General features: G+C 69.6%; 26 protein-coding genes and 1 pseudogene. 5 read left to right on the top strand and 22 right to left on the bottom strand.

The annotated features are described in order from the left end of the window. Positions 1 to 36 precede the first annotated feature (36 nt). The 4 genes from NON00_RS08345 to NON00_RS08330 all read right to left on the bottom strand — a co-directional run bounded on the left by NON00_RS08345 (position 37) and on the right by NON00_RS08330 (position 4838). Positions 37 to 1854, bottom strand: a complete 1818-nt coding sequence (locus NON00_RS08345; protein ID WP_256019703.1) for a flagellin — start codon at positions 1852 to 1854, stop codon at positions 37 to 39. A gap of 175 nt (positions 1855 to 2029) precedes the next feature. Further along, positions 2030 to 4051 carry a tetratricopeptide repeat protein gene (locus tag NON00_RS08340; RefSeq protein ID WP_256019700.1) on the bottom strand — a complete coding sequence of 674 codons (2022 nt, stop codon included), beginning with the start codon at positions 4049 to 4051 and terminating at the stop codon, positions 2030 to 2032. Beyond that, positions 4051 to 4422, bottom strand: coding sequence for a hypothetical protein (locus NON00_RS08335; RefSeq protein WP_256019698.1), 372 nt, complete (start codon positions 4420 to 4422; stop codon positions 4051 to 4053). Before NON00_RS08335 ends, NON00_RS08340 begins: the two co-directional genes overlap by 1 nt. Then, entirely contained in the window at positions 4419 to 4838 is a 420-nt protein-coding gene (locus NON00_RS08330; protein WP_256019695.1) for a rod-binding protein, read from the bottom strand. Before NON00_RS08330 ends, NON00_RS08335 begins: the two co-directional genes overlap by 4 nt. Positions 4839 to 5017: 179 nt before the next feature. Between NON00_RS08330 and NON00_RS08325 the strand changes: the two genes are divergently transcribed. Beyond that, the gene (locus tag NON00_RS08325; RefSeq protein ID WP_256019692.1) at positions 5018 to 5461 is read left to right on the top strand and encodes a hypothetical protein; all 444 of its coding nucleotides are present in this window, start codon (positions 5018 to 5020) and stop codon (positions 5459 to 5461) included. A 121-nt stretch (positions 5462 to 5582) separates the two neighbouring features. Here NON00_RS08325 and NON00_RS08320 read toward each other — a convergent pair whose 3' ends face one another. The 3 genes from NON00_RS08320 to NON00_RS08310 form a co-directional block, all read right to left on the bottom strand. After that, positions 5583 to 6614: a polymer-forming cytoskeletal protein gene (locus NON00_RS08320; protein WP_256019689.1), complete on the bottom strand. Its 1032-nt coding sequence runs from the start codon at positions 6612 to 6614 to the stop codon at positions 5583 to 5585. 99 nt (positions 6615 to 6713) lie between these two features. Further along, entirely contained in the window at positions 6714 to 7625 is a 912-nt protein-coding gene (locus NON00_RS08315; RefSeq protein WP_256019686.1) for a hypothetical protein, read from the bottom strand. 354 nt (positions 7626 to 7979) lie between these two features. Then, complete coding sequence (locus NON00_RS08310) at positions 7980 to 8318, bottom strand: methionyl-tRNA synthetase (RefSeq protein ID WP_256019683.1); 339 nt, start codon at positions 8316 to 8318, stop codon at positions 7980 to 7982. Between the two features lie 425 nt (positions 8319 to 8743). On the opposite strand from NON00_RS08310, the gene NON00_RS08305 reads away from it, so the two are divergent. Beyond that, complete coding sequence (locus NON00_RS08305) at positions 8744 to 10483, top strand: hypothetical protein (protein ID WP_256019681.1); 1740 nt, start codon at positions 8744 to 8746, stop codon at positions 10481 to 10483. An 81-nt stretch (positions 10484 to 10564) separates the two neighbouring features. Here the strand turns inward: NON00_RS08305 and NON00_RS08300 are convergent, their stop codons facing one another. Continuing rightward, positions 10565 to 10960 carry a hypothetical protein gene (locus tag NON00_RS08300; RefSeq protein ID WP_256019678.1) on the bottom strand — a complete coding sequence of 132 codons (396 nt, stop codon included), beginning with the start codon at positions 10958 to 10960 and terminating at the stop codon, positions 10565 to 10567. Between the two features lie 103 nt (positions 10961 to 11063). Here NON00_RS08300 and NON00_RS08295 point away from each other — a divergent pair, with 103 nt between their 5' ends. Continuing rightward, entirely contained in the window at positions 11064 to 11900 is an 837-nt protein-coding gene (locus NON00_RS08295) for a serine protease (protein ID WP_256019675.1), read from the top strand. Positions 11901 to 11984: 84 nt separating this feature from the next. Here NON00_RS08295 and NON00_RS08290 read toward each other — a convergent pair whose 3' ends face one another. Beyond that, entirely contained in the window at positions 11985 to 12653 is a 669-nt protein-coding gene (locus NON00_RS08290; RefSeq protein WP_256019672.1) for a hypothetical protein, read from the bottom strand. Between the two features lie 240 nt (positions 12654 to 12893). Between NON00_RS08290 and NON00_RS08285 the strand changes: the two genes are divergently transcribed. Together NON00_RS08285 and NON00_RS08280 are read left to right on the top strand one after the other, a co-directional pair. After that, positions 12894 to 13280: a hypothetical protein gene (locus NON00_RS08285; protein WP_256019669.1), complete on the top strand. Its 387-nt coding sequence runs from the start codon at positions 12894 to 12896 to the stop codon at positions 13278 to 13280. Between the two features lie 120 nt (positions 13281 to 13400). Beyond that, positions 13401 to 13739 (top strand): hypothetical protein, encoded by a 339-nt coding sequence (locus NON00_RS08280; protein WP_256019666.1) that lies wholly within the window; start codon positions 13401 to 13403, stop codon positions 13737 to 13739. Positions 13740 to 13788: 49 nt separating this feature from the next. On the opposite strand, the gene NON00_RS08275 is transcribed toward NON00_RS08280, so the two are convergent. The 13 genes and pseudogenes from NON00_RS08275 to NON00_RS08215 all read right to left on the bottom strand — a co-directional run. After that, positions 13789 to 14904 carry a flagellar basal body P-ring protein FlgI gene (locus NON00_RS08275; RefSeq protein WP_256019662.1) on the bottom strand — a complete coding sequence of 372 codons (1116 nt, stop codon included), beginning with the start codon at positions 14902 to 14904 and terminating at the stop codon, positions 13789 to 13791. An 11-nt stretch (positions 14905 to 14915) separates the two neighbouring features. After that, positions 14916 to 15269, bottom strand: a complete 354-nt coding sequence (locus tag NON00_RS08270; RefSeq protein WP_256019659.1) for a polysaccharide deacetylase — start codon at positions 15267 to 15269, stop codon at positions 14916 to 14918. A 37-nt stretch (positions 15270 to 15306) separates the two neighbouring features. Further along, on the bottom strand, positions 15307 to 16389 hold the full coding sequence (locus NON00_RS08265; RefSeq protein WP_256019654.1) for a flagellin: 1083 nt from the start codon (positions 16387 to 16389) through the stop codon (positions 15307 to 15309). Between the two features lie 23 nt (positions 16390 to 16412). Further along, the gene (flgK, locus tag NON00_RS08260; RefSeq protein WP_256019651.1) at positions 16413 to 17888 is read right to left on the bottom strand and encodes a flagellar hook-associated protein FlgK; all 1476 of its coding nucleotides are present in this window, start codon (positions 17886 to 17888) and stop codon (positions 16413 to 16415) included. Positions 17889 to 17964: 76 nt separating this feature from the next. Further along, entirely contained in the window at positions 17965 to 19491 is a 1527-nt protein-coding gene (locus NON00_RS08255) for a flagellar hook protein FlgE (RefSeq protein ID WP_256019646.1), read from the bottom strand. 117 nt (positions 19492 to 19608) lie between these two features. After that, positions 19609 to 20526, bottom strand: coding sequence for a flagellar motor protein MotB (locus tag NON00_RS08250; protein ID WP_256019643.1), 918 nt, complete (start codon positions 20524 to 20526; stop codon positions 19609 to 19611). Positions 20527 to 20579: 53 nt separating this feature from the next. After that, on the bottom strand, positions 20580 to 21299 hold the full coding sequence (locus NON00_RS08245) for a hypothetical protein (RefSeq protein ID WP_256019640.1): 720 nt from the start codon (positions 21297 to 21299) through the stop codon (positions 20580 to 20582). A 27-nt stretch (positions 21300 to 21326) separates the two neighbouring features. After that, positions 21327 to 22358 (bottom strand): flagellar motor switch protein FliG, encoded by a 1032-nt coding sequence (locus tag NON00_RS08240; protein WP_256019637.1) that lies wholly within the window; start codon positions 22356 to 22358, stop codon positions 21327 to 21329. Next, positions 22355 to 22615, bottom strand: coding sequence for a hypothetical protein (locus NON00_RS08235; protein WP_256019634.1), 261 nt, complete (start codon positions 22613 to 22615; stop codon positions 22355 to 22357). The genes NON00_RS08240 and NON00_RS08235 overlap by 4 nt, the downstream gene beginning before the upstream one ends. Positions 22616 to 22698: 83 nt before the next feature. Beyond that, the gene (gene fliP / locus NON00_RS08230) at positions 22699 to 23502 is read right to left on the bottom strand and encodes a flagellar type III secretion system pore protein FliP (RefSeq protein WP_256019631.1); all 804 of its coding nucleotides are present in this window, start codon (positions 23500 to 23502) and stop codon (positions 22699 to 22701) included. 66 nt (positions 23503 to 23568) lie between these two features. Beyond that, positions 23569 to 23850: a FliM/FliN family flagellar motor switch protein gene (locus tag NON00_RS08225; RefSeq protein ID WP_256019628.1), complete on the bottom strand. Its 282-nt coding sequence runs from the start codon at positions 23848 to 23850 to the stop codon at positions 23569 to 23571. Further along, positions 23847 to 24515, bottom strand: coding sequence for a hypothetical protein (locus tag NON00_RS08220; protein ID WP_256019626.1), 669 nt, complete (start codon positions 24513 to 24515; stop codon positions 23847 to 23849). Before NON00_RS08220 ends, NON00_RS08225 begins: the two co-directional genes overlap by 4 nt. Then, positions 24512 to 24711, bottom strand: a pseudogene (locus NON00_RS08215) (hypothetical protein); the annotation flags it as partial. The pseudogene NON00_RS08215 and the gene NON00_RS08220, both read right to left, overlap by 4 nt.

The raw sequence follows: 24711 nt of genomic DNA, 5'->3' as shown, positions 1-24711 counted from the left end.
CGGGTGACGTGGGGTCGCCACGTCACCCCTGGCCTCTTACTGGAAGAGACGCAGGATCGTCTGCGGCGCCGAGTTGGCGATGGAGAGCGCCTGGGTGCCCAGCTGCTCCTGCACCTGCAGGGCCTGCAGGCGCGCCGCCTCCTCCGACATATCCGCATCCACCAGGGCGCCGAGGCCCGTCGTCAGCGTATCCACCAGCTTGCTAAGGAAATCCTTTTGCTGGTCAACACGATTGCCGGCCGTGCCGAAGGCCGCCGCGGCGTTCTGGACGTTGGTGGTCGCCGTGTCGATCTTCGACATCAGCACGTCGTAGTCGGTCTTCGACGAGTTGAAGGACAGCACCTGCAGCGTATCAACGCCACTGGCGTTGATGATGCTCAGCAGGCCGGTCGTGGCGTCAACGGCAACCGCGAAGTCGGTGCCGGCCGTCGCCGCGGCGGGAGCGGCACCAGAAGCCAGGAAGGTGCCCGTCGAGAAGTCGGCCGTCGCGTCATTCAGGCCCTGGGCGGCCGTCGCCACATTGGTCGCGCCGGTGGTCAGCGCCGTCTGGATATAGCCGGCGAGCTGGATCCCGGTCAGGTTCGGGTGCAGATCGGCCGAGACATCGGCCGCCGCGACCGCGATCACGAAGACGTTGTCGGTGTTGCTGTAGGCGGCATCACCCACGAGCAGCTGGCCGGTGGTCGAGCCGTCATCGACAACCTTCAGCATGTAGGTGGCGGTCGCGGACGCGCTCAGCGAGGTGCTGAAGCCGTTGGCGACCTTGATGCTGAAGGTGTCGCCGATTTCCAGGCCGCCATCGACGAAGGTCACGTCCAGGCGACGGAAGCCGCCATCGAGGCTGGTGAAGGAGGCGCCCGTGGTCGAACCGGTGGTCAGGAAGTTACCGGCCGAGCCCGTGCCCGTGCTGATGACCAGCGCGGTGCTGAAGGTGCGGGCCTCGGTCGTCAGGCCGGCGGTGCCGGTGGAGTAGCTGCCCAGCTGGATCTCGGAATCACGGTTCAGCACGCTGATCGTGATCCGCGCGGCGTCCAGCGTCGTGCCCTGCGTGTAGACGCGGTCGGCCTTGAACAGCTTGTTGAAGCCCGTGTCACTGTTCAGGTAGGTGACCAGGTCGGCCACGCTGCTGATGTCCTCGGTGGCCTTCACCGTCAGCGTGCGCTCGGTGCCATCGGCATCGATATAGTCGAAGTTCAGGTAGTTGCCCGAATTGACGTTCAGGCCGCTGGTGGCGCTGCCGACCGTCAGCGTCACCTTCTCCACACCGTCATTGGTGTTGGTGAAGGTCTGGTCCGCGCGCGAGAGAACCGTCAGGTTCTGCAGGTCCTCGAGCAGAGAACCGTCCTCGATCTTCAGGTTCTGGCCGGAGACGGTCAGGTAGGAGCCGGTGGAGACACCGTTCACCTGGTTGACCGAGCTCAGGATGCGCAGCGAGGAGGTGCCGCCATCGACCAGGTTCACGCCGTTCATCGCGGCGGCCGAGGCGATGGTGTTGATCTGATCGAGCGCAGAGTCGATGTCCGCCTGCACCTGGCTCTTGTCGACCGCCGGGTTGGAGGCGGAGGAGACCTTGGTGCGGATCGTCTTCACCAGATCGGCGATCTGGGTCGCCGCGGTCTCGGCCGTCGACAGGATGGAGGAGGAAACCGAGAGATTCTCGCCGACCTGCTTGTAATTCGCGATGTCGGACCGCATCGTCGTGGCCACCGCCCAGGTGGCCGCGTTGTCCTTCGCCGTCGAAACCTTCAGACCAGTCGAGATGCGGTTCTGCGTCTGCAGCAGGTTCTTCTGCGTCGCCTGCAGCGACTGCAGAGCCGTCATCGCGCCATTATTGGTGAGGATAGAGCTAACCATTTTTGCGCCCTTCGAGGGTTCCGGTTCTGGGAGCGCCTTCTGACGCGATCATCGCAGCGATTTAAGCCTCCTGCGGCCGCAGCGATGCTTATTTTTAGCATCATGCGAAATCCGGGGACAAGGCCGTTTTGTGCCAGACCTCTCGCCGAAATTCCTCATCCATCAACAAAAATTTTTATGGAATGAAATTCTTGCCGGCAAATTCAGCAAGATTTTGGATTGTCACATCCCATTCACCTCTCCGGCTCTGCCGCCACAGCCGCAATGTCGGGTACCAAACGCTTTCCGTTTTCTGAAAACCCCAGCGGTAATCAACAACGGCTGGAAGAAGGACATGCGCGTCCTTGCCCATGGCGCCCGCCATATGCGCCACGGAATTGTCAATCGTGACCACATGGTCAACCGCGGAAATCTGCGCGAAGGCGTCCTCCAGGCTGCTTTGCGGATGCACGCCCTCATCGAGCAGGACCGGCAGGCCGGAGGCGGCGATCTCCTCGCGCAGCGCATCGGCCTCGCCATATTGCAGGCTGACCCAGCGCGCGCCCGGCAGCGCTTCCACCAGCGGCGCGAAGGCGGTGAGCGGCACGGAGCGATACCGCCCCGTCTGCGGATGCAGCGTGTACCAGGACAGGCCGACCGTCACCGTCCCCCCCGCATAGCGGCTCCGCAGCGCCCAGCTCTTCACCAGATCGGCCGAGAGATAGGGTTTCTGGTTGCGGAAGGAATCGGCATCGCGCCGGAACAGGCGCGGCAGGCTGCTCATGCAGATCTGCGCGCGCACATCGGGCGTGAGCAGATCCGGCCTGGGCGGGCCATGCGGCAGGAAGCGCGCCTCCGGCAGCGCGCGGGCGAGGATGGGCTGGAGCCGCCGGTTGCACATCAGGGTGAAGCGATGTCCCGCCGCCAGCAATTCCGGCAGGATGCTGCAGAACATCACTTCATCGCCAATACCCTGGTCGCGCCAGACCAGGACGCGCCCCTCATCGGGCAACAGGCTGCCATCCCATTGCGGCAGGCCCATATCATGCGGGCCATCCTCCGCATCGCGTTCACGAAATTCGTAAAGATCCCAGCCAGGTCCATAAATGCCGTTGGTCAGCAGGAGCCGCGCCAGATTGGTGCGTGTCGCCGTGCTGCCCGGCTCCAGCGCATGAGCCTGCTCGGCATAGGGCAAGGCTTCGTCCTGCCGGCCCAGTTCGGTCAGAACATTGCTGATAACGGTCAGCGCCTCAGGATCATCCGAGTTCTTGGCCAGCAATTCTTCCTGGAGCGCGATGGCCGCCGAATAGTCCTCCAGATCGATCAGCACGCGGCCAAGGTTGCGGCAGGCGGCCATGTAACCCGGCCGCAAGCGCAGCGATTCCTCCAAGGCCGCGCGGATTTCCGGCAGGCGCTCCGCCTTGCGTTCGCTTTCCTGGAGGGCGACGCTCAGGCCAAACCAGGCTTCCGCCAGCCCCGCATCGCGCACCAGCGCGGCGCGGTAGGCCGCCTCGGCCGCCTCCCACCGCTTCAGATCCTGCTGCGCGATGCCGAGGTTGAGCCAGAGCCGCGCATCGTCCAGGCCGCCGGCACGGGCGGCCTGGAGCGCCGCCTCCGCCTCCTCCGGCCGCTCCAGCGCCAGCAGCACGCGGCCCTGCTCGTAGAGCGCTTGGGCATCGCCCGGCCGGGCGGCGAGGATCTGCCGCAGCTCCTCCTCCGCCTCCGCGTAGCGGGCGAGCTGGATGAGCTGGCGCACCAGCGCCTGCCGCGCCACCAGGAAGCCCGGATGCCGCGCCAGCGCCGCGCGGTAGGCGGCCACCGCCTCCTCCGCCTGGCCGAGATCGGCGAGGATATTGCCGAGGTTGCAATGCCCCTCCGGCGCCGCGGGCAGGAGCTGCACGGCCCGGCGCGTCGCCGCCGCCGCCTCGGCCAGCTGCCCGGTGGCGCGCAGCGCCATGCCGAGGTTGCGGTGGAACTCCCCCGCCCCCGGCCGCAGCACGAGGGCGCGGCGAAACGCCGGCAGCGCCGCCGCGTGGTCACCGCGCTGGTAGAGCACGAGGCCAAGCAGGTTCTGCGCATCCGCCTGGCGCGGCTGCTGGCGCAGGATCTCGCGGTAGAGCGCCTCCGCATCCTGCAGCCGGCCGGCCTGGTGCAGGGCGACGGCCTGGGGCAACAGCGCATCGGCGCTTTTCGCAGGGGCGCGGGTCAGGGTGGCCATCACGCGGTCCTGTCGATGCTGGCGGCCAGGGTATGCCGGGGGGGCCGCCGCCTGGGCCGCCCGCCCGGCCCGTAGAGGCCGGGATCGGCCGCCTGGGCGAGGTCACGCCGCAGCCGGTCGCGGATGCCCTCCAGCGCGCCGGCCACGGCGCCCAGCACCAGGGCATTTTCCTCCGCCGCCAGCATCATGCTGCGCAGCGCCTCGCGCTCCTCCGGGGTGGAGGGCGCGCCAACCTCGCCCATGGCGGCGACGGCGCGGCGCTTTTCCTCGATCAGCCGGCGCAGCTCGGGCAGCAGGGCCTGGCGGGCGGCGGCGGTTTCCTGCTCCAGCACCCGCTGCAACTGGCGCGCGGCCTGGGTCACGGCGCTCATGGCCGCACCCCGCCGGGCTGGGCGGCCGGCGCCTGCGGGACCACAGCCTGCGGGGCCATCGCCTGCGGGGCCGGGGTGTCCTGCGCGGCCTGGGTCGTCTGGGTGGCCTGAGAGGCGGGGTGCCCGGGCCGGGCCCGCGCGGCGATCGTCTCTTCCAGGACCTTGGTCAGGCCCAGCCCGCCCTTGGAGACCAGCGCATCGCCCAGGGCCTGGTCCATGAAGCTGTCAAAGGCCTCGCCGCCGGTGCCGCGGCCGGCCAGGCCTTCCTTCTGGCTGGGCCGCGCCGCGCGCAGCAATTCGGCGGCGAAGCTCGCCTCCAGCTGCTGCGCCAGCCGGCGCGGCGTGTTCGGGCCAGACGCCCGCGCCGCCCCCGCCGCCGGGAGCCCCCCGACAGCTGGCACGCCATCCATGCTCATGAGCTTTTTGCTCCCAAAATCGTGAGTCGCGCGCTCTTCGCTCCCCTCACGTTAGCAAGGAATCAGGAAATTTTCGCATAACGTGCGCCAAACCCGGCCTCCAGAAGGGACGGCTCCTTGATCTCCAGAAGGAGCAACCCGGATCGCGTCGTGAGACGCGGACACAGAGGGAAGACGCTGTGGGCGAGGATGAGGACCGGTCTTTTCAGACGGCACCGAAGCGACGGCAGCAGGTTCGGCGGCGTGCCCTGGCTGTGGAATTGCGCGGCGAGTTCGACCGCAGGCTCCTGGCGGGGGAGGATGTGAACAGCCTGGCCCGCGCCTTCGGGATTGAGCCCTGGTATGCCCAGCGCCGCGCCAAGCGCGTCCTGAGCCGCGCCAGCAAGGGGCGCGAGACCTCCCCCTTCCTCTCCAGCTTCTCGGAGGTGGAGGACGAGATGACGCCGATCCAGTACGCCTGTTGCGTGCTGGGCACCCGGGTGCGCCCGCTGCGCAACGGCTATTATGTTCTCGATGGCTTCCAGGCCGGGCCCAAGGAAGTGACCCGTGCCGCGAACCGCCTGCTGCGTGAGCGCGGCCTGGCGGAAATTCCCTATCCCGGCCTCACGCCGCTCTACCGGTAAGGCGGGATCCCCCCCGACAGACAGAGCGTTCCCTTCCCGGAACCCGGGCCAGGCCAGAAAGGCCGGCGCGGGCACGGCAGAGCCGCGCCCGGAGCACTGCCTCTGCATCGCCGCCCGGAGATCAGGCCAGGGGAGTGGCCAGGGGAGGAGAGAGCGGCGACGGCGCCAGCGGGTTGAGCCCGAGCACCGGCTTGCCCAGCAGGATTTCATCCGGCGCGGCGCGCAGCTCAGCCTCCAGCGCCACGAGGTCGGTCACGCCTTCCTCGGCCAGCTCGGCCACGGCCTCGGCCGCCGCCTGGCTGACGGAGGCCAGGGATTGCAGCGCCGCCTCGGCCTCGGCCACCAGCGCCGCCGTGCTGGCGGCGGCGGCGGCCAGCACCACCGGGTTGCCCGCGGCCTCGGCGGCCCCCGGCAGGATCTCCGCCGGCAGCGCGGCGCCGGCCAGGGCCTCGGTGGCCAGGGTGTCGGTGGGCAGGGTCCCGGCCAGTTCGGGCGTGGCGGGCTCGGCCACCGGCTCGGGGTCGCGCTGGCGGTGCAGGCCGCGCACCCGCGCGCCGCGCTCGACGGAGATCTCGTCATAGACCAGCTCGGCATCGACCGAGGCGGTGCGCAGGATCTCGATCTCCCGCGCCAGCAGCGTGCCGCGCAGCGTGCCGCAGAGCTTGGCGCGCTCCACCGTCACCGTGCCCTCGATCAGCCCGCCGGCCTCCAGCAGCACGACGGGGGCATGGATGCTGCCGCGCAGCACCCCTTCCACCCGCACCACGCCACGGCTGCGCAGCCGGCCCTCCACCTCGCTATCGGCGGCGATCAGCATCACCGCCGTGCCGGCGGGGCTGGCCGCGGCGGCGCCCCGGGCGCGCTCGATGCGCGGCTCCAGCCGCTCCGCCGCCGGGCGCTCGGCCAGGACGCGGTCCGCCAGGGTCCGCTCAGACAGGGCCCGCTCAGACAGGGTCCGCTCGGGGGTGGCGCGTTCGGGGAAAGCCCGGTCCGGAAAATGCCGGTCAGGGAAGCTCCTGTCGGGCGGGGCACGCTCGGCGACGGGGCGGGAGAGGGGCGCATTGTCGAAGCCATCGGCGCCCTCCGCCGAGAGATCGAAGCGCTCGAAGGTGATGCGCGGCTCCCCGCCGCTGGGCTTGCCGAAGATGCTCATGTCGAATCCCATTCTAGGAAGCACGGCAGAGGCGGCCGCTCGGTTCTCTCTCCTACGTTTTTCGCACAATCCATGCAATGATTTTCGCAATGCCGGTGTTCAACTCACCAGCGAGCCGCGCGCCCCGGCCAGCACCAGCATCTCGTCCAGGTGCTGGCCCTGGTTCAGAACCTGGGTCAGCGCCGTCAGCCGCAGCGCGTCAGGGTCGAGGCCGGGCTTGTCCAGATAGGCCGCCACGGCCTCCAGCCCGCGCCGCGCCGCCGCCGCCTCCAGCCCCGGCAGCAGTGGCGCCGTGGGCAGGGCGGAGGGCGGGGGCAGCAGTTCCGAGGGCACCGGCACGGCCGGGCCGCCCGGCAGGTGCAGCAGCCCCGCCCGCGCATCGGCCTGGGCATTGCAGCACTGCAGCAGCGCGGGCAGCGGCGCCGCCGTGGTCAGCATCAGCGCCACCAGCGTGCCGAGCGACTCATGGATCTGCCCCGCCCGCGCGATGGCCTGGGCACAGGCGGCATCGTCCAGCACGCAGAGCCCGTCCGGCGCCAGCTCGGCGAAGGGGTCGTCGAGCGAGGGGATATGGAATTCGCGGAAATGCTCCAGCGCCGCCGCCAGCGCCGCCTGCTCCGCCAGCATGGCGGCGTGGGAGCCAAGCGCCTCCAGCCGCCGCGCGCGCAGCGCGGCGAGGTCGGAAGGCTGCAGCGCCGCCAGGGGCAGGGCGCAATCCGGGTCGGCCATCAGCGCCTCCAGCCGCTGCAGCGGCGCGACCTGGGTGCCGCCCTCGCTGCGCGGCAGCGTGCCCTGGTCGATCGCCCAACGGCGCAGCGCCTCCGCCGCCGTGCCGAGGAAGCGCTTGGTGCCGATGCGGATCATGCACATGCGCGCGGCCAGCGTCGCCATCGCCGCCCAGTCCTCGGCCGCGGCGCGGTCCGGGAAGGCGTCGCGCTGGAAGCTCATCGGGCCCTGGCCCACCGCAACCTGCCAGGTGCCATCCCGCCCGGGTCGCACACGCGTCACCATGCCTGCCGTCCTCGTGCCGCCATTCTCCGCGCCACCCCCGCCCTGGCCCCGCGGAGAGGTCTCCCCCTGGGGTTCCATCGGGCGGGCGCGGGCCGTCCTGGCGCGCTCTCGTTTTCGTGAGCAGAAAACCGGCCCTGTCGCCCGACGGCAAGAGCCGATCCGCGCGGGGGACGCAAAAACGGTGGGCGAGCCCCGCGCATGCATCGCCTTGCCGCCTTAATCATGATATTTCGCAACGTCATGGGAGACGCTGCAAACCCTTCCCCCCGGCCCGAGGGCCAGCACGGACCTGGCCTCAGGCCGCGGTTCCGCGCCCGCCGCCCGGCCGGCCAGAGAGCCGCCGGAAGGGCCGGTTCAGGCCATCACCAGCGGTTCGGCCGAGGGGTCGGCCGGGCTGTCGCCCCGCGTCTCGCCCCGCCCGCGCGCGGCGGCCGGCGCCGGCAGCGGCGCGGCGCGCAGCAGCGCGGCCAGATCCTCCGGCAGGCGCCCCTCGATCATCACCGCCGCGCCGTCGATCTCGACCATGGCGCCGGAGAGCAGGCGGGTTTCCATCTCCACCCCGCGCGGTGTCGGCTCGACCAGCCGCAGCGTCTCGCGCGCCCGGTTGAGGGCCGCGCCACGCAGCGCCTCCAGCACCTCGGTGCGGGTCAGGCGGATGGTATGATTGACGAAGAAAGGGGCGGATCCGGTCATGGGGAGGGGTTCTCCTTCCTGGATACACACGGGATCAGGCACGCCGGGCGGGCGGAGCCCGGCATGCTTCGCATCGGCTTCGCCACGCCGGTTTCTCGCGGCCCGGCGCCAGCCCCGGATTCCGTGGCATGGCCGGACTCCGGCCAAGGATTTTTAGCACCATGTGCGCCGCATCACCACATCAGTGATCGAGAACATGGTAAAGGAAACGCCACCCCAACCCCGGCCCTGGCCCGCATGGCCCTTATGGACAGGGAGCCCGCGCGCCGGATGTTGCGAAAAATTGATAATAGATCTGTGCCGTGACCTATTTTTGCGTATGGATTAAAGAGCGAAAAAAGTCTAAACGCAGGGCGTGGCCGAGCCCCGCCGCCTCCCTCGAGGCGATGGATCGGCCCGCCGGTTGGAGCGGGAGCAAGCAGCGCATGGCGCGGATGAACGGAGCAGCACGGAAGGCCGCCAGGACGGATGCCGCGCCGCAGACGGGCCGCATCGTCCAGGTCCAGGGGCAGAAGAATGCCGACGGGCCCCGCTTCTCGATCGAACTCGTCACGCCCCAGGGCGCGACCGAACTCCTCCAGCGCAAGCGCCCGAGCGCGGGCGACAACCTCACCGCCATCAACGCCTATGCCGAGGCGATGCGCGAGGGCCGCTGGATCCTCAACGGCATGCCCGTCATCCTCTCGCGCGGCGGCGTGCTGCTCGATGGCGTGCAGCGCCTGCGCGCCTGCGTGAAGGCCGGCGTCCCCTTCCTCACCGTCATGGCGCAGAACATCCCCGATGATGTGCTGCACACCATCGACCAGCAGCGCCGCCGCTCCTTCGCCGGCGTGCTCGAGGCGCGCGGCATCCCGCATGCCCATGCCCTGCAATCCGCCCTCGTCAAGCTGATCCGCTATGATGACGGCAAGATGCTGCGCGGCGCCGGCACCGCCTCCTGGTCGCGCATGGACCGCGTGCTGCGCGCCAACCCCGACCTCGAGCAGGCGGTGAAGATGTCGCTGGAGAGCGAGGCCACCACCCTCTCCGAGGCCGTGCGCACGCCGCTCCTCTTCATGGGCTTCCGCGTGGACAAGGCGGCGACGCGCCGCTTCCTCGACGCCGTCGCCTGGCCCGAGAAATACACGCCGATGGAGCCGGGCGCGCGCATCCGCGACCTGATCGACCTGACGCGCGGCGACCCGGCGACCCGGCTCAAGCCCGTCACCCTCTTCGCCCTGTCCATCAAGGCGCTGAACGCCACCATGGCCGGCGAGCAGCCGCGCAGCTTCACCTGGATCGACAAGACCGCCAACCCGACCAAGGGCGAGGAATTCCCCCGCCTGGAGAGCTATCGCGGCCTCGACGACCCCGGCCTGCCCGGCGAGACGGAGGAGACGGCCCAGCAGCTCCGCGCCGCCGTCGACCGGCTCTCGAAGGAAGAGAACGTCTTCCCCCTCACCATCGAGACCATCACCCCGGAGATGGCGGAGGCCTACCTCACCCACAACACGCGCAACCGCAAGATCGTGGCGGCGCATGTGGATGCCATCGCGCGCGACATCCGTGCCGGCAACTGGATGATGAACGCGCAGCCCATCTGCTTCAGCCGCTCCGGCCGGCTGCTGAACGGCCAGCACCGCCTTTCCGCCGTGCTGCTGGCGGGCGAGGCGATCGAGGTGCCGGTGATGCGCGGCCTGCCGGAGGAGGCTTACGCCACCTACGACATCCACGCCAAGAAGGGCCCGCAGCTCGGCGCCGCCTTCGAGAGCTTCGGCGACAAGCCGCTGATCGCCGCCGCCGCCGTGCTGCTGTGGAAGCGCGAGCTGAAGCCGCCTGGGACGCGCAACGCCAAGCCCACCCCGGCCGAGGTGATGCGCATTGTCGAGCAGCATCCGCGCCTGCTGGAGATGCGCACCTTCGGCCGCAAGATGATCGAGTTCGGCCGTGGTTCGGTGCTGGCCTACGCCGCCTACTGCATCGAGCGTGACGACCCGGAGCTGGGCCGCATCTTCCTGGAGCGCTTCGAAACCGGCGCCGACCTGCCGCGCGGCCACCTGATCCTGGAATTGCGCAAGCGCATGCAGATCCTGCGCCGCGAGCGTACCAGCCAGGATGAGCAGCTTCGGGAATTGCTGAGCGCCTGGAAGCGTTTCCAGGACAAGCCCGACCTCGAGCGTCTGTAACCAACAGACAGAAAAAAGATGGGGGTGCGGGGGAATTCCTTCCCCCGCACTTTTCTTTTGCTTTTTTGTTTTCTTTTTTTCCTACCGCCCCTGCCGCTTCAGCATTTCAGTTTCCTCACTGCGCTGCTCGGCCTTGCGCGCCGCCACGAGGCGCGCCGCGTCCTCATGCTGCTGCTGGGCGATTTCCAGCCGCTTCATCCGCGCGAATTCCTCCCGCAGGGCTTCGCGCGCGGCTTCCTCGGCGAGGTGGGCCTGGAGCAGCGCCTGCTCGCGCTTCTGCCGTTCCCGCCTGGCCGCGCCGATCCAGCGGGACCACAGGGCCATGCTGTCCGGCCCTTCCCGCGCTCGCTCAGCCTCCGCGGCCATCTGGGCGTCCTGCGCCGCCAGATGGGCTTCCTGCGCGATGCGCGCGTGCTCGGCCTGCGCGACCGCGAGGCGGCGGGCATCGGCCTCCTGCCGTGCGAGGCGTATCAGCAAGGGCAGACCCTTGATGGTGTCCTCCTCTTCCTCAAGCCGCTTGGCGGGGTGGGGGCGGCATGATAGTGATTCTATCCGTTTTTCGCAAAATGGCGAGACTCCAATGCAGGCATGGCGGCGCTGGCTGCTGGCGGGACTTGTGGTGACGGGCGCCGGCGCGCTCTGGGGCGGCGCGCAGGCGGTGTCCGGCACCGGGGCGCGGCCCACGGCGCGCACGCCCTGGGCGGCGGGCGCGCACCGCACCGGCTCGGCCTTCCAGGTGGCACCCGGGCTGCTGGTGACCAATGCCCATGTGGTGCTGCGCTGCCGGGCGGAGGGGCTGCCCGTGGAAGTCTCCGGCCAGCCCGGCCCCTGGCGCGTCCTGGCCGATGAATCGAGCAATGACCTGGCGCTGCTCGCCGGCCCGGCCTGGCATGGCGATGCGCCCCTGCCGCTCTCCGCCGCGCCGCGCCTGCCGCGCGGGACACCGGTGATGGTGATGGGCTACCCGGCCACCGCCGGCCGCCCGGCCGCCCTGCAGGCCAGCAACGGCCAGCTGCGCCGCGCCGCGCTGACGGTGCATGACCCGGAGGCCGGCCGTGCCGTCAGCTTCGTCATGACCGACCGCAACGGGCAGGAAGTGGAAGCCAACTGGGAAGATGGGCTGCGCTATTTCGGCGCCGACAAGGCCGACCGCCTGCGCTGGCGGCTGGAAATCGACGCCATGGCCGCCGGGGGAAGCTCGGGGGGGCCGGTGCTCGATGGGGCGGGGAATGTCGTCGGCGTGGTCTATGCGGGGGGGACGGGGTTCACCTCCGCCGTGCCGCTCGCCGATCTGCGCGAATTCCTCAGCCGCGCCGGGGTGGTGCCCATGTTCCGTGCCCCCGCCAGCCATGGGCCGGTGGATTGGGAGACCGTGCGCCGCCGCGCGGCGGATGGGGTGAAGCGGATCGCCTGCTGAAAGGGAACTGAAAGAAAAGTTCTTTTTGGGAAAAAGAACCAAAAACCTTTTGTCAGGGGGCGTGGCGCGGCACGGCCACGCCCGTCAGGCGGCGGCGGGGGCCAGGGCCGCGGCGGGAAGCGGCGCGGGCACGGCCCAGGACAGGCTCTCCGCACCGGCCAGGGATGCCACATCGGCCGCCAAGGTGGCCTCGCCCTCGGCTTGCAGGGCCAGCACCACATCGCGCAGGGCGGCCTCCACCGACAGGCAGTCCGGGGCGCTCAGGCGCTCCAGGGCCGGCGGGGTGGCCGGGCAGGACGCGGTGGGGGCAGGCAGCACCCAGAGGCGCTGCTCCTGCTCCAGCATGGCATGCGGGGCGTGGCTTGCCCCGCCGGCGGCGCGGCTGTCCAGCAGGTAGATGCTGCCATCGGCGGCGGCGCGCTGGCGCAGGGCGGGATGGCCCGGCACCGCCGCCCAGTCACCACTGCCAGCCAGGGCCAGCAGCGCCGCCTGGCGCCGACCGGCCAGCCGGGCCTGCAACACCGCCTCGGCCACCGCCGCCAGCCCGACCCCACGCATCTGCGCGCCAATCCGCAGAAGATGCGCCCGCACCCTCTCCTCCGCCGCCGGGGGGGCGCTCTCCAGAGGGGGCAACAGGCCCGGGTCCAGATAGTCCGGCACGACCACCGCCGCGTCACGCTCCATCCGCGAATGCCACAGCTGGTCCAGGGCAGCGTTGGCGGCGTTCAGCAACAGGGTCAGGCCGAGTGACATTGGTTCATCCATGTCCTGGGCGGGCACGTCAGAGTGGAGCAGGTCGCTCCGCCGTTCTGGCTGGCGTTCCGCGATTCAGCGAATGGAAGGAGTATGAGGCACCGATGGTTAACAACGCCTAAGCGTCCGGCGGTGCTATAAAGACCCAGAAAAAACAAGGCGCCCGCAACGCGCGCCCGCGCCGCCTGTTCCAGGAGGGACAGGCCGCCAGGACGGCATGTCCCCCCCGGATCTCCCGTCATGGAGGATGCCCGCATGCGCCCCGGCCCCTTCGCCCTTGCCTGCGGACTGGCCCTGCTGCCCACCCTGGCCCCAGCGCAAACCATGCCCCAGACCGTGCCCCAGACCATGCCCCAGACAGGGCATCAGGCCGGGCACCAGCCGATGGCGCGCCAGGGCGTGCCGCCGCTGGATGTGCGCCACCTTCATGCCAGCAGCTTCGATGTCCGCGGCTTTGATCCGCTGGGCCTGCCGGAGGCTGCCGCGGCGGCGCCCGTGATGGCGGCCCCCGCCACCCTCGCCCCGGCGCGGGAGGCCCATGCCGAGCTGACGGGCGAGGCGGCGCAGGGCGCGCGGCCCTTCTTCAGCGATGGGTGGCGGCGGGATGGCGTCGGCGCGGTGCGATGATCCCCCAATGATCTATAGTCTCATCATTTGAGACACTGTAGCTGTTTCAGAGAATTCTCTTTCCGCGCATGATGCGGCGGTGCCGGGCCACGTGCCCTGTTACCGGAACAGAGGGAATTGATGAGCGCGCATTTCGGCCAGGGTTTCGTCGTCGTTCACACGGCGTTGGGGCTTTATGTCGGACGCACCCCCAGCCTGTCCTACTGGTCCAAGCTGAACGCCGCCGGGCGGGATGCGGTCGCCACCTTCCCCAGCGAGGCCCTGGCCCGCTGGCATGTGGAGGTCTGGGAAGGCGGCTGGCCAGAGGATGAACGCACAGCGGGGCTGGCGTTGTATCCGGTGAAGATCGACCGCCCGGGCGGCTGGGCCAGCATCCAGTCCCTGCGCGAGGCGGGGCTGGAGGAGCATCTGGGGGAGCTCGCGCATCCCGGCTGGAACGGCCGGGCAGGGAAATGCTGAGGCGCCGCCGGCGCCCCAGCCTTCAGACTTCAGACTTCAGCTTCCGGCCTCACATGAAGTGCAGGTCGGCGTGTAGCGCGCCGCTGGCCTTCAGCGCGACCAGCACCGAGATCAGGTCACGCGGCGCAAGGCCCAGCGCGTTCAGCCCGTCCACCAGATCCCTCAGCGTATTGGCGCGCGGCAGCGTGGCCAGGCGGCGGCCGCGCTGGTCGTCCACCTCCACATTGGTGCGCGGCACCACCACCGTCTCCCCGCCCGCGAGCGGGTTGGGCTGGCTGACGATGGGGCTTTCCGTCACGCGGATCACCAGATTGCCATGGGTGATGGCCACCGGGTCGATGCGCACCTGGGCACCGACGATGATGGTGCCCGTGCGCTCATCCACCACGACGCGGGCCGGCACCTCGGGCTGAATCGTCAGCGCCTCCATCTGCGCCACCAGCCCCGGCAGGCGCTGCTGGAACATCGGCGGCACGCGCATTTCCACCGTGGCGAGGTCGAGCGCCGTGGCGCTGCCGGCGCCGAAGCGGCGGTTCAGCGCCTCTTCCACCCGCACCGCCGTGGTGAAGTCCGGCGAGCGCAGCGAGAGGCGGATGCTCTCCACATTGCGCATATCCACCGGCACCTCGCGCTCCACCATGCCGCCGCCGGGCACGCGGCCCTGGGTGGTGACGCCGCTGGTGATGGTCTGCGCCTGGCCGCCCGCCTGGAAGCCGCCCACCACCACCGAGCCCTGCGCCACGGCATAGACCTCGCCATCGGCGCCGAGCAGGGGGGTGACGATCAGCGTGCCGCCATTGAGGCTGCGCGCATCGCCGAGGGAGGAGACCTGCACATCGAGCGTCGTCCCCTGCCGGGCGAAGGGCGGCAGGGTGGCGGTGACGATGACGGCGGCGGTGTTCTTGGTCTGCACGCGGGCATCGGCGACATTGACGCCCATGCGCTCCAGCATCGCGGCAAGGCTCTGCTGGGTGAAGGGGTTGTTGCGGAGCTGGTCGCCCGTGCCCTGCAACCCGATGACCAGCCCATAGCCGACGAGCTGGTTGCCGCGCACCCCTTCGATCGAGACGACGTCCTTCAGCCGCACCTGCGCGATGGCGGGCGCGGCCATCAGCAGGCCGAGCAGGGCCAGGCAGGACAGCAGAAGCGGGTGGCGGCGCGGCATGGCCCGTCCCTTCAGGCGCGGTAGCGCAGGCCGGCGGCGGCCAGCGTGGCGGTCGACATGACGTCGGGGTTGAGGCCGATCAGGCTGCGCAGCGCCTCGACCCCCTCGTGGATCTGCACATCGCGCAGCGCGCGCGCCTCGGGCGGCAGCGGCCGCGCCTCGCGCAGCCGCACAAGGCAGCCCCAGAGCTGCGCCGCCGTGTCGCGCGCCGCGGGCGTGGCCAGCATGAAGCCCTCGGCGCAGGTCTCCAGGCTGCAGCCCAGCGCCTCCGCCATGCTGGCATAGGCGGCGATATCCTCCTCCTCCAGCGCGATGGGGATGAAGGGGATTTCCTCCGCCGCCTGCAGGGTGCTCTGGGTCGTCATGTCCGGCTTCTCCGTCCTTGATGCGGTGACAGGCTGCTCAGAGGTAGTTCACCAGGCTCAGCTCAGCGAGCTTGGCGGTGATCGCATAGGTGGCGTTCAGCTGGATCTGCAGCGTGCTGACCTTGTCCGAGATGGTGTAATAGTCCGCGCCTTCCAGATCATTGATCTGGGCGGTCGCGGCGGTCACAGCCTTGTCCTGGATGGTCGCCACCTTCTCCAGCCGCTCCTGCTTGCCGCCGAGCACGCCGGCCAGCACGGTGAGCTGGCTGCGCGCGCCGCGCATCAGCTCGCCCGCCTCGTCGATCAGCGCGGTCTTGGCATCCTCCGACAATTCGCTGGAGGAGGCGTCCAGCGTCGAGAGGATCGCCAGCGACTTGAAGGCATCCTTGAAGGTCTGGTTGTCGGCGCGGACATTGTAGCTGAGCGTCTCGCCAGCCCCGATGCGGATCAGCGTATCCGTGTCCGACTCAGGGTCCGCGCTGCTGCCCATCGAGGTGCGGCTGGTGGACTGGTAGACCAGGCCGTAGAAGGAATTGCTGGTGTCGCGCGTCTCGTTGGCGAACATGGTGTCAAAGGTGGTGATCAGCGCCGCCGCCTCGGTTTCGTCCAGCGCATCGCCGGCGGCTGTCACCGCGTCATCGAGCTGGGTCTGCGCCCAGTCGAGGAGGGTGGAGGAATTCGCGAGCGGCGGCTGCGAACTGTCGGTGCCACCGAAGATGTTCTGCCCGTCCCAGCTGGTGTTGAGCAGGTCGATCATGCTGCCCAGCATCTCGCGCGCATTGCTGGCGATGATCGTGTAGCCATTGCCCTTCAGGGAATCCGTCTTGAGGATCTCGGGCGACATCTGGTCCATCAGGTCGCCCACCTGGGTGAGCGCCGTCTGCATCGCCTCGATGCGCTTGCCGGCGAGGCTGGTGGAGTTCTTGATGGCCTCGCCCTGCTGCACATCGCCATACAGCTTGTAGAGCAGCGAGGCACCGACGCCGAGTTCGCGCGTCGGGTCCGACTTGCGGCCGGAGGACATCTCGGCCGTCAGCGTCGCCAGCTCGTTCTGCAGCCGCGTCAGGTTGTTCTGGCGGTTGATCGCCACGCCGCTCGGGGAAACACGATCGGTGATCATGGGTCTGTTCCTTCCTGCGGCGCTCAGATCTGCACCAGCTCGTCGAGCATCTTGGAGGCCGCCTGGATGATCTGCACCGAGGCGGAATAGGTCTGCTGCACCAGGAGAAGGCGCTGCAGCTCGTCGTCGATGTTCACGCCGGTCTTGTTGGCCAGGTCCTCGCTGGCCTGGGTGGCGAGGTTGCTGCGCACCTCCGCCCGGTCCGTCCAGACGGCGCGCTCGCTCTGCATCAGGCCGATGCTCTGCGCCGCCGCCTGCGACAGGTTCATGGAGGAGGGCAGGCCGGTCGAACTGTCATAGGCGCGCACATCGTTCATCGCGTCGAGCGCGTCGATGACATAGGTGTTGTCGGCGGCATTGCCGGCGGCGCTGGCATAGACGCCGGTGCGCATCTTCCACAGGCTGCCGCCCTGGTCGGGGTCGGCCGCCGTGTTGACGGCGATCTTGCGCGCCATGCCGATGAAGGTCGAATAACCGCCGCTGCCATCCCAGGTGGCCGCGCCGGCATCGGTGAAGAGGCCGGCGGCATTGGCCGTCACCGTCTCGCCGCGCGTGGTGGCGGCGGCAGCATCGGCATCCTGGAAGCTCTCGATCAGGCGGACGCTGACCTGGTCCAGCATGTCGACGAAGTTGGGGAAGGTCTCGTCGCGCAGCTTCATCGACGCGGCGATCGAGCCGGTATCACTCAGCCGCAGCGTCTTGTCATCCACCGTGATGCTGGAGAGGGTGGCGGGGTAGCGCTGCTCCGCCTCGATCACCGGCGTGTGGGTGAAGGAGAGCTTGTGCACCACCGTGCTGTCATAGATCGTCGTGCCGCTCTCGGTCATCACCAGCAGGTGGCCGGGGCCGTTGTCATGCACGCGGATCGGCAGCTTCTCGTTGATCTCGGCCAGCAGGAGGTCGCGCTGGTCCTCATAGGGCGCGGTGGAGCCGCCGCGGGCGCTGGCTATGGCCAGCTGCCGGTCCACCTCGGCCAGGCTTTCCAGCGCGGTGTTCACCGCATCCACATCGGTCGCGATGTCGAGATCGGCCGTGACGCGCGCCTGCGCCACCGCGTCATCGGCATCATGCAGCGTGTCGACGAGGTTATACGCCGCCGCCAGGGCCTGGCTCTGCGAGACCGCATTGTCCGGCGAGGAGGAGAGCGTCGTCATCGCCGTCTGGAAGGCGCCGAGCGTGGAGGAGAGCGAGCGCTCATCCGAGGGCTGGCCGACCAGGGCGTTATAGGCCTCAAGCCCCTCCTGCATGCGGCTGGCATAGGCGGAACTGGCGGTGGCCGAGCGGGCGGCGGCGGTCAGTGCATCATCGCCCAGGCGCTTGGCAATGCCGGCATCGACGCCCGATCCCACACCGGCCACCAGACGCTCGCTGCGCTCCATGTCGCGGCGCACATAGCCGGTGGTATTGGCGTTGGCGATGTTGTTGGAAATGATCATCGCCTGCCGCTGCTCAGCCGTGAGCGACGACAGGGCGTTGGACATAGCGGCTTGGATGCTCATAAGGCAGCCTCCGGCACGATGTGAAGCGGCTCAGGCGATGCGTGCGGGGCGGCGCGCGGCCGCCCCGGCGCCGGCCTCAGCGCTTCAGGTTCGTGGCCTCTTCCATCATCTGGTCGGCCGTGCGGATGACCGAGGCATTGGAGCTATAGGCCCGCTGCGTCTCGATCAGGTTGGTCAGTTCCGTGCCGATATCGACGTTGGAAGATTCGAGCGAGGCGCCGCTGGTGGTGCCGGCCGCACCATCGCCCGGCTGCAGCAGGCGCACGGCGCCGGCCGCCAGCGACATTTCATAGGCATCGCCGCTCACCGGGTTCAGCCCGTTGGCATTGGGGAAGACGGCCAGCTTCAGCTCGTAGATCGCGCGCGACTTGCCGTTGGAGAAGGTGGCGATCACCTGCCCATCCTCCTCGACCGAGACGCGCTCCAGCAGGCCGAAGCCCGAGCCATCCTTCTCGACCTTGGTCTCCTGGTAGCTGCCGGTGAGCTGGGTGATGCCCTCGAAGCTGTTGAAGGTGCCGATGGTGATCGGCAGGTCATAGCCCTCATAGCCACCCTGCACGCCGACCTTGACGGTCAGCACGCCGGTTTCGGAGTCATAGGTGCCGAGTACGCTGGCTGCCGCCAGGTTATCGGTATCGCCATAATCGGTGGAGGGGCTGGCAGCCGTCGCGCCATAGGTCGCGGGGTTGGGCACGCCGGAGAGCACCGGGGCGCTGCCGGCGGCGGCCATGGTGGTCTGCTGCGTCAGGAAGTCGGCATCGGCCAGCAGCGCGCCGCTCTCATCCCAGATGGCGCCGATCGTGCCGGCATAATCGCCAGTGCTCCAGAACTGCATACCGATGGCCGCCACGCGCTTGGTCGTGTCGAAGGTATCGGTCGAGGAGAGGTCGCCCGAGGCGCTGTCAAAGATTTCAAGCGTCCAGGTGTTGGTATCGCTCGCGCCATCCTCTTCCGGGATTCGCGGCGTGAAGCGGTAGGTCAGGGTCTGCGTGCCGCCCGTCAGGTCGTAATAGTCGATGCTGCTGACGAAGGAATCGGCATCGGGCGGCGGGTTGGCATAGCCCGTCTCGGTCTTGGGCAGGTTGAACCAGGTGCGCATCTCCGTCGTCGGTGCCGAGGCGACCGAGATGTTGTTGATGTTGACCGTGGTCAGGCCTTCGACATTGTTGTCACCGGCATTGTCCACCGGCTCGCCATCGGCGCCGAGCTTGACGCCCTGCAGGTAATAGCCGGCCGAGTTGACCAGGTTGCCATAGGCATCGGGGCGGAAGGAGCCGGCGCGGGTGGCGAGGTACTTGCCATCGCTGTCCGAGGTCTCGTTCACCACCAGGAAGCCGGTGCCATTCACCGCAATGTCGGTATCGGTGCCGGTATACTGCACCTGGCCGACCTTGCTGATCTCGACGCGGTTGTTGGCCTGCGTCCCCGCCATCGAGTAGGAGCCGCTGCTGGAGCCTTCCAGCACCAGGCTCTCGAACTGCGTGTCGACCCGCTTGTAGCCGACGGTCGAGCTGTTGGCGATGTTGTTGGAAATACCAGACAGCTTGGTGGCCTGGGCATTCAGGCCGGAAGTGCTGGTACGAAGCGCGTTGATGGCCGTCATGGCGGTCCCTCAAGAATCAGTGGAACATCGGGAACGGCCGGCATCTTGCCGGGCCGGGTTCATCAGCTGGGGGGACCGGCGCCGGCTTCTGCCAGCGGGCCGGATATGCGCGGGGCTTCACCGCCGCGGCTCTTGCTGGGCGCGGCGTGCTGCCGCGTTACGGGCATCCGCCACCACGTCGGACCGGAGCACGGTCACCGCGATGCGGCGGTTGCGGGCGTCATTCGGCGCGTCGGGCAGCAGCGGTTCAACCGATGCCTTCGCTTCCACGCGGAACAGCCGGGCCGGGCGCACGCCGGAGCGTTCCAGCGCCCGGCGCGACGCATTGGCGCGGTCGGCCGACAATTCCCAGTTGCCGTAATTGCCGCGCTGGAAGGACTGGCCATCGGTATGGCCCGCCACCACCACGGCGTTCGGCACCGTGGCCAGCACATTGCCGACCACGTCGAGGATGCGCAGCAGGCGCGGCGTCGGCTCGGTGGCGCCGGGGTTGAACATCGGCTGGCCGTCGCGGTCGAAAATCTGCAGCCGCAGACCCTCGGGCGTCATCTCCAGCTGGATGTTCTGCGCGAATTCCTTCAGCGCGTCGGAATTCATCTGCCGCTCGAGCTCGGCTTTCAGCGCGTCGAAGCGCTGCCGCTCGATCGGGTCGCGAATGGCTTCCTGGTTGATCGGCGCGGCTTCGCCATCATTGTTGGTCTCGCCGCCCTGGCTGTCCTGCCGCGCGCCGCCATCATCGGTCTGCGTCAGCGCATCCTGCCGGCTGTCGCCCGCGATCAGCACCGAGCGCCCGCCATCCAGCGCGCCATTGCCGGCCGGCATGTCCAGGATGCTCGACGCCGTGAAGAACTGCGCGATGCCTTCCCGCTGCGATTCCGTGGTGCTCGAGAGCAGCCACATCACCAGGAAGAAGGCCATCATCGCCGTCACGAAGTCGGCATAGGCGATCTTCCACTGGCCGCCATGCTCATCATCATGGTCGCCATGATGCTTCTTGATGATGATCGGGCGTTTGAGGTGGTCGTCAGCGCTCATGGGCAGCCCGTTCTGCGGCGTCCATCCTGTTTAGCCTGATGGTTTTTCGCATTTCAAGTCCGCCGATCCTGCTCCGTGTGCCGCACCACCAGGCTGCCCTGCAGCCGCAGCCGGTGCAGCACCGCCGCCAGCGCCTCCTCCAGGTCCACCACCGTGCCGCGCGGCAGGGGATTGGCCGTCTCCATCACGGCATCCAGCCGCCCATCCTCCAGCCGCGCGCGCAGATCCACCCGCCCCGTCACCGGCAGCACCAGCCGCGCGGCCAGGGCGTGGCGGTCGCGCAATCTTCCGCGATCAGGCCGCCAGAACAGCGCCATCCAGGCCAGCCCGCCGCCCGGCAGCAGCAGCGGCACCTGCCGCCCGCTCCACTGCGCGGGATCGCCCAGCCCGACCGGCGGCAGCGGCGGCGCCTCCAGCAGCGCCACCAGCTCCTCCTCCGGCATCGCCAGCCGCGCGGCCAGCGCGCCCACCCGCTCCGGCCCCATCCAGCGCCGCACATCGGGGCGCAGCAGGGCGAGCGCCAGCGGCACCGCAAGCCCCCCCAGCCCACCGGGCAGCACGCCCCCCAGCCCGGCCGAGAGCAGCGCCGGCCCATCCAGCCCGGGCACGCCATCCGGGTCCACCGGCGGGTCGTGCCGGCCGAGCGGCGGCAGCGCGCTCAGCGCCCGCGCCGTCGCGCCATAGCCGGGATCCGAACCGCGCTCCCCCCGTCCGCCGAAATCGGACGGGGAGACCGATGGCACAGGGCCCAGCTCGTCCGCCTCCTCGGTCATCGCTTCCCCCTGTGGCTACCGGACGGCTCAGTTATCGCCTGTCTCGTCCTCGTCGAGGATGAAGATGCGGCCCTCATCGGCCAGGCGCTTGGCGATGGTGATGATGTCGGCCTGCGCGTCCTCCACCGTCTTGCGGCGCTGGGCGGGCATGTTCTCGATCTCGTCGCGCATCATGGCGGCGGCGCGGGCGGACATGCTGCTCAGGAACAGCTCGCGCAGCTCCAGGCTGGCGGCGGTGAGGGCGATCTGCAGCTTGTCGGCCGGGCATTCCTGCACCAGCGTGGCGAAGGTGGTGCGGTCGACGCGGATGAGGTCGTCGAAGGTGAACATGATGCGCTTGATCCGGCTCGCCGCATGCGGCTCGCGCGTCTCGATGTGGCGCATCAGGTGGTCCACCAGCCCCTTCTCGGCGCGGTTCATGATCTCCGCCACGATCTGCGAGCTGTCGCGCTCGTAGCTGCGGCTGAGGTTGGTGATGAATTCCTTCTGCAGCGTCGCCTCGATATCCTGCAGCACGCCCTTCTGGATGCTGTCCATGCGGACCATGCGCAGGATGATCTCGTCGATCGAGGTCTTGGGCAGCAGCGCCAGCACGCGCGCCGCGTGCTGCGCCGGCAGCTTGGCCAGGATGACGGCCGCCGTCTGCGCCAGCTCGGTGCGCAGATAGGTGGCCAGCACCTCGGGCGAGATATTGGCCAGCTTCTCCCACATGGTCTTGCCCTCGGGACCACGGATCTCGTCCATGATCTCGCTGACCTTCTCATTGGGCAGCATGCGGCGCAGCAGGCGCTCGGTCGTCTCGGCGGTGCCGATCACCGTGCCGGTGCGGCCCACCTCATTGCGGAAGCGCGTGATGACGCGCTCCACCTGGTCGATATCCACCTTGCCCAGATTGGCCATCGCCCGGCTGACGCGGCGGATCTCGTGCTCCTCCAGCCGGTCGAACAGGGAGGTGATGCGCTGCTCGTCCAGCGTCATGAACAGGACCGCGACATCGGCCAGGGGGTCGGACTTCGTCTCCGCGGCGCGGACGGCGCGGCGGCCTTCGGGGGCTTTCATCGGGCGGGACTCCGCGGCTCAGGACGCAGGCTGAACAAGGGCTGCAACAGGGCGGCCAGCACCGGCGCCAGTTCCGGCGGCAGGGTGCTGCCGGGGGCGAGACGGGCCATGATCTCGGCCAGGTCCCCCTCACTGGCGCGCGGGGCAGGCAGGAAGACGCCCTGGCTGGCGGCGATGGCGGAGAGCCGCTCCCGCAGGGGCGCGGCATCGCGCGGCGCGCCCTCCCGCGCCGCCAGCCAGCGCAGGGCGGAGGCCATGGCCCGCCGCCGGCGCGGCCGCGCCTGCTGGGCGGGGGGCTGGGCAGGGGGCTGGGGCGATCCGGTGGGAGGCGTGGCGCCGCTCATTGCGTGAAGCTCCGCACCAGCGAGCCGGCCACCAGCGTCCAGCCATCGACCAGCACGAAGAAGATCAGCTTGAAGGGCAGGCTGACCACCACGGGTGGCAGCATCATCATGCCCATGCCCATCAGCACGGAGCTGATGGCGATATCGATCGCCAGGAAGGGCAGGAAGAGCAGGAAGCCGATCTGGAAGGCCTTGTTCAGCTCGGAGATGATGAAGGCGGCCGAGAGGATATGCAGCGGCACGCTGGCCCGGCCCTGGCGGCTGACGCTGTTCGCCCCCTCGCCCCGCGCCTCGGCCGGCGGCGTCCACTTGGCGATCTCGATGAACAGCGCCAGGTCGCGCTCGCGCACATTGGCTTCCATGAAGCCGCGGAAGGGCAGGATGGCCCGCTCCGCCGCCATTTCCTCGGTGATGGTGCCATCGATCAGCGGCCGCGCCGCGTCGTTCCAGGCGCGCTCCAGCACCGGCGCCATGACGAAGGCCGAGAGGAAGAGGCTCAGGCTGATGATCACCGTGTTGGGCGGCGACTGCTGCAGGCCGAGCGCGGTGCGCAGCAGCGACATCACCACGACGATGCGGGTGAAGGCGGTGGCCACCACCAGGATGCCCGGCGCCAGCGCCAGCAGCGTGGTGGCGACGATCAGGCCGACGACATTGGTCGTCAGGCTCTGCGCGCCACTCGCGACGGCCTGCCCGCCATTGGGCCCGACACTGAGGGTGACGCTCTGGCCCAGCGCCGGCCCGGCGGCGGCGAGCAGCAGGGCGAGGCCGGCCAGCGCCAGCGGCACGGCCGCGGCCATCCTGGCCGGCACCCCGCGGGGAAAGGGGGGAAGCGGCATTCTGCGCGCCTTCCGCGACCGGGGGCGTCAGCTGGAGGAGGACACGATCTCGGTGATCGAGATCGACAGCCGGCCATCATCGGTGATCTGGATCTCACCGCGCGCGATCAGGCGCTCATTGGCCATGAGGTCGATCGGCTCGCCCACCTTCTTTTCGAATTCGATCACCGAGCCGCGGCTGAGGTTGAACAGCGCCGCCATGGGCAGGCGCTTGTTGCCGAGCACGACCTGGACATTCACCGGAATGTCCATGATGCGCGGCTTGCGCTCGGCGAGGAACGGGTTCTCGGTAGGGGCGCTCTCGCTCACTGCGTCTTCTCCTGTGGCATGGCATCGGCGGCGGGGGCGCCCAGCGTCGCGAGCACCCGCGCCATCAGCGCCGCCGGGTCGTAGATCAGCCCGCCATCGGCCCAGGCGGCCTCGGCCTGGCCCTCGGGCAGGGTGTCATCCGGCAGCAGGCGCACCCGGCCGGGCTGCTCCTGGCCGGGGAAACCATCGGTCTGCATCACCGCCAGCACGGCGGGGTGGGCGCGCAGCGTGATGGTGTCGGCCGCGCGCTCGGTCAGCGCCTCGGCCAGCAGGGCCGCCACCTCGCCGCCGGCGGCGCGCGCCAGGAGGGCGGGGAAGACGGCCTGCAGCGCCGCCACCATGGCGGCGCGCAGGTCGGTCTCCAGCAGGCGGCGGTCCTCGGCCCGGCGGGCCAGCAGCTTCTCCAGCGCGGAGGCGGCCAGCGCCGCCCCCTTCTCGCCACGCCGGGCCATCTCGGCCTCGGCCTCGCGCTGCGCCTCGGCCCGGCCCGCGGCCTGGCCTTCCGCCCGGCCGCGCGCCAGCCCCTCCTCCAGGCCGCGCTGCCGGCCCGTCTCCAGCGCGATGGCGCGGATGCGTTCCTCATTGGCCAGCCGCGCGGCGGTCGAGCCGTCCTCATCGGCCAGCAGCGCGGCCAGGGAGGGCGGGTGATAGGGGCGCACCATCATTGCGGCGTGCCCTCCTCGATCCAGGTGCGGATCACCGCCAGGGCCTCCTCAGGCCGGTTGTCGATGATCTCCTGCAGCGCGGTCAGCGAGGACAGGCGGATCTGGATGTCCTGGCCCACCGTGGCGATGGCCTCGTCCATGCTCTCCGCGGCGGCGGCGGCGGCGGCGGCTGCCGCGGCGGCGGCGGCGGCGGCGG

It is taken from the genome of Roseomonas sp. GC11 (assembly GCF_024437745.1).
Taxonomy (GTDB): domain Bacteria; phylum Pseudomonadota; class Alphaproteobacteria; order Acetobacterales; family Acetobacteraceae; genus Pseudoroseomonas.
The sequence above is the reverse complement of the archived record's forward strand: the minus strand, read 5'-3'. Positions and strand labels throughout refer to the sequence as shown.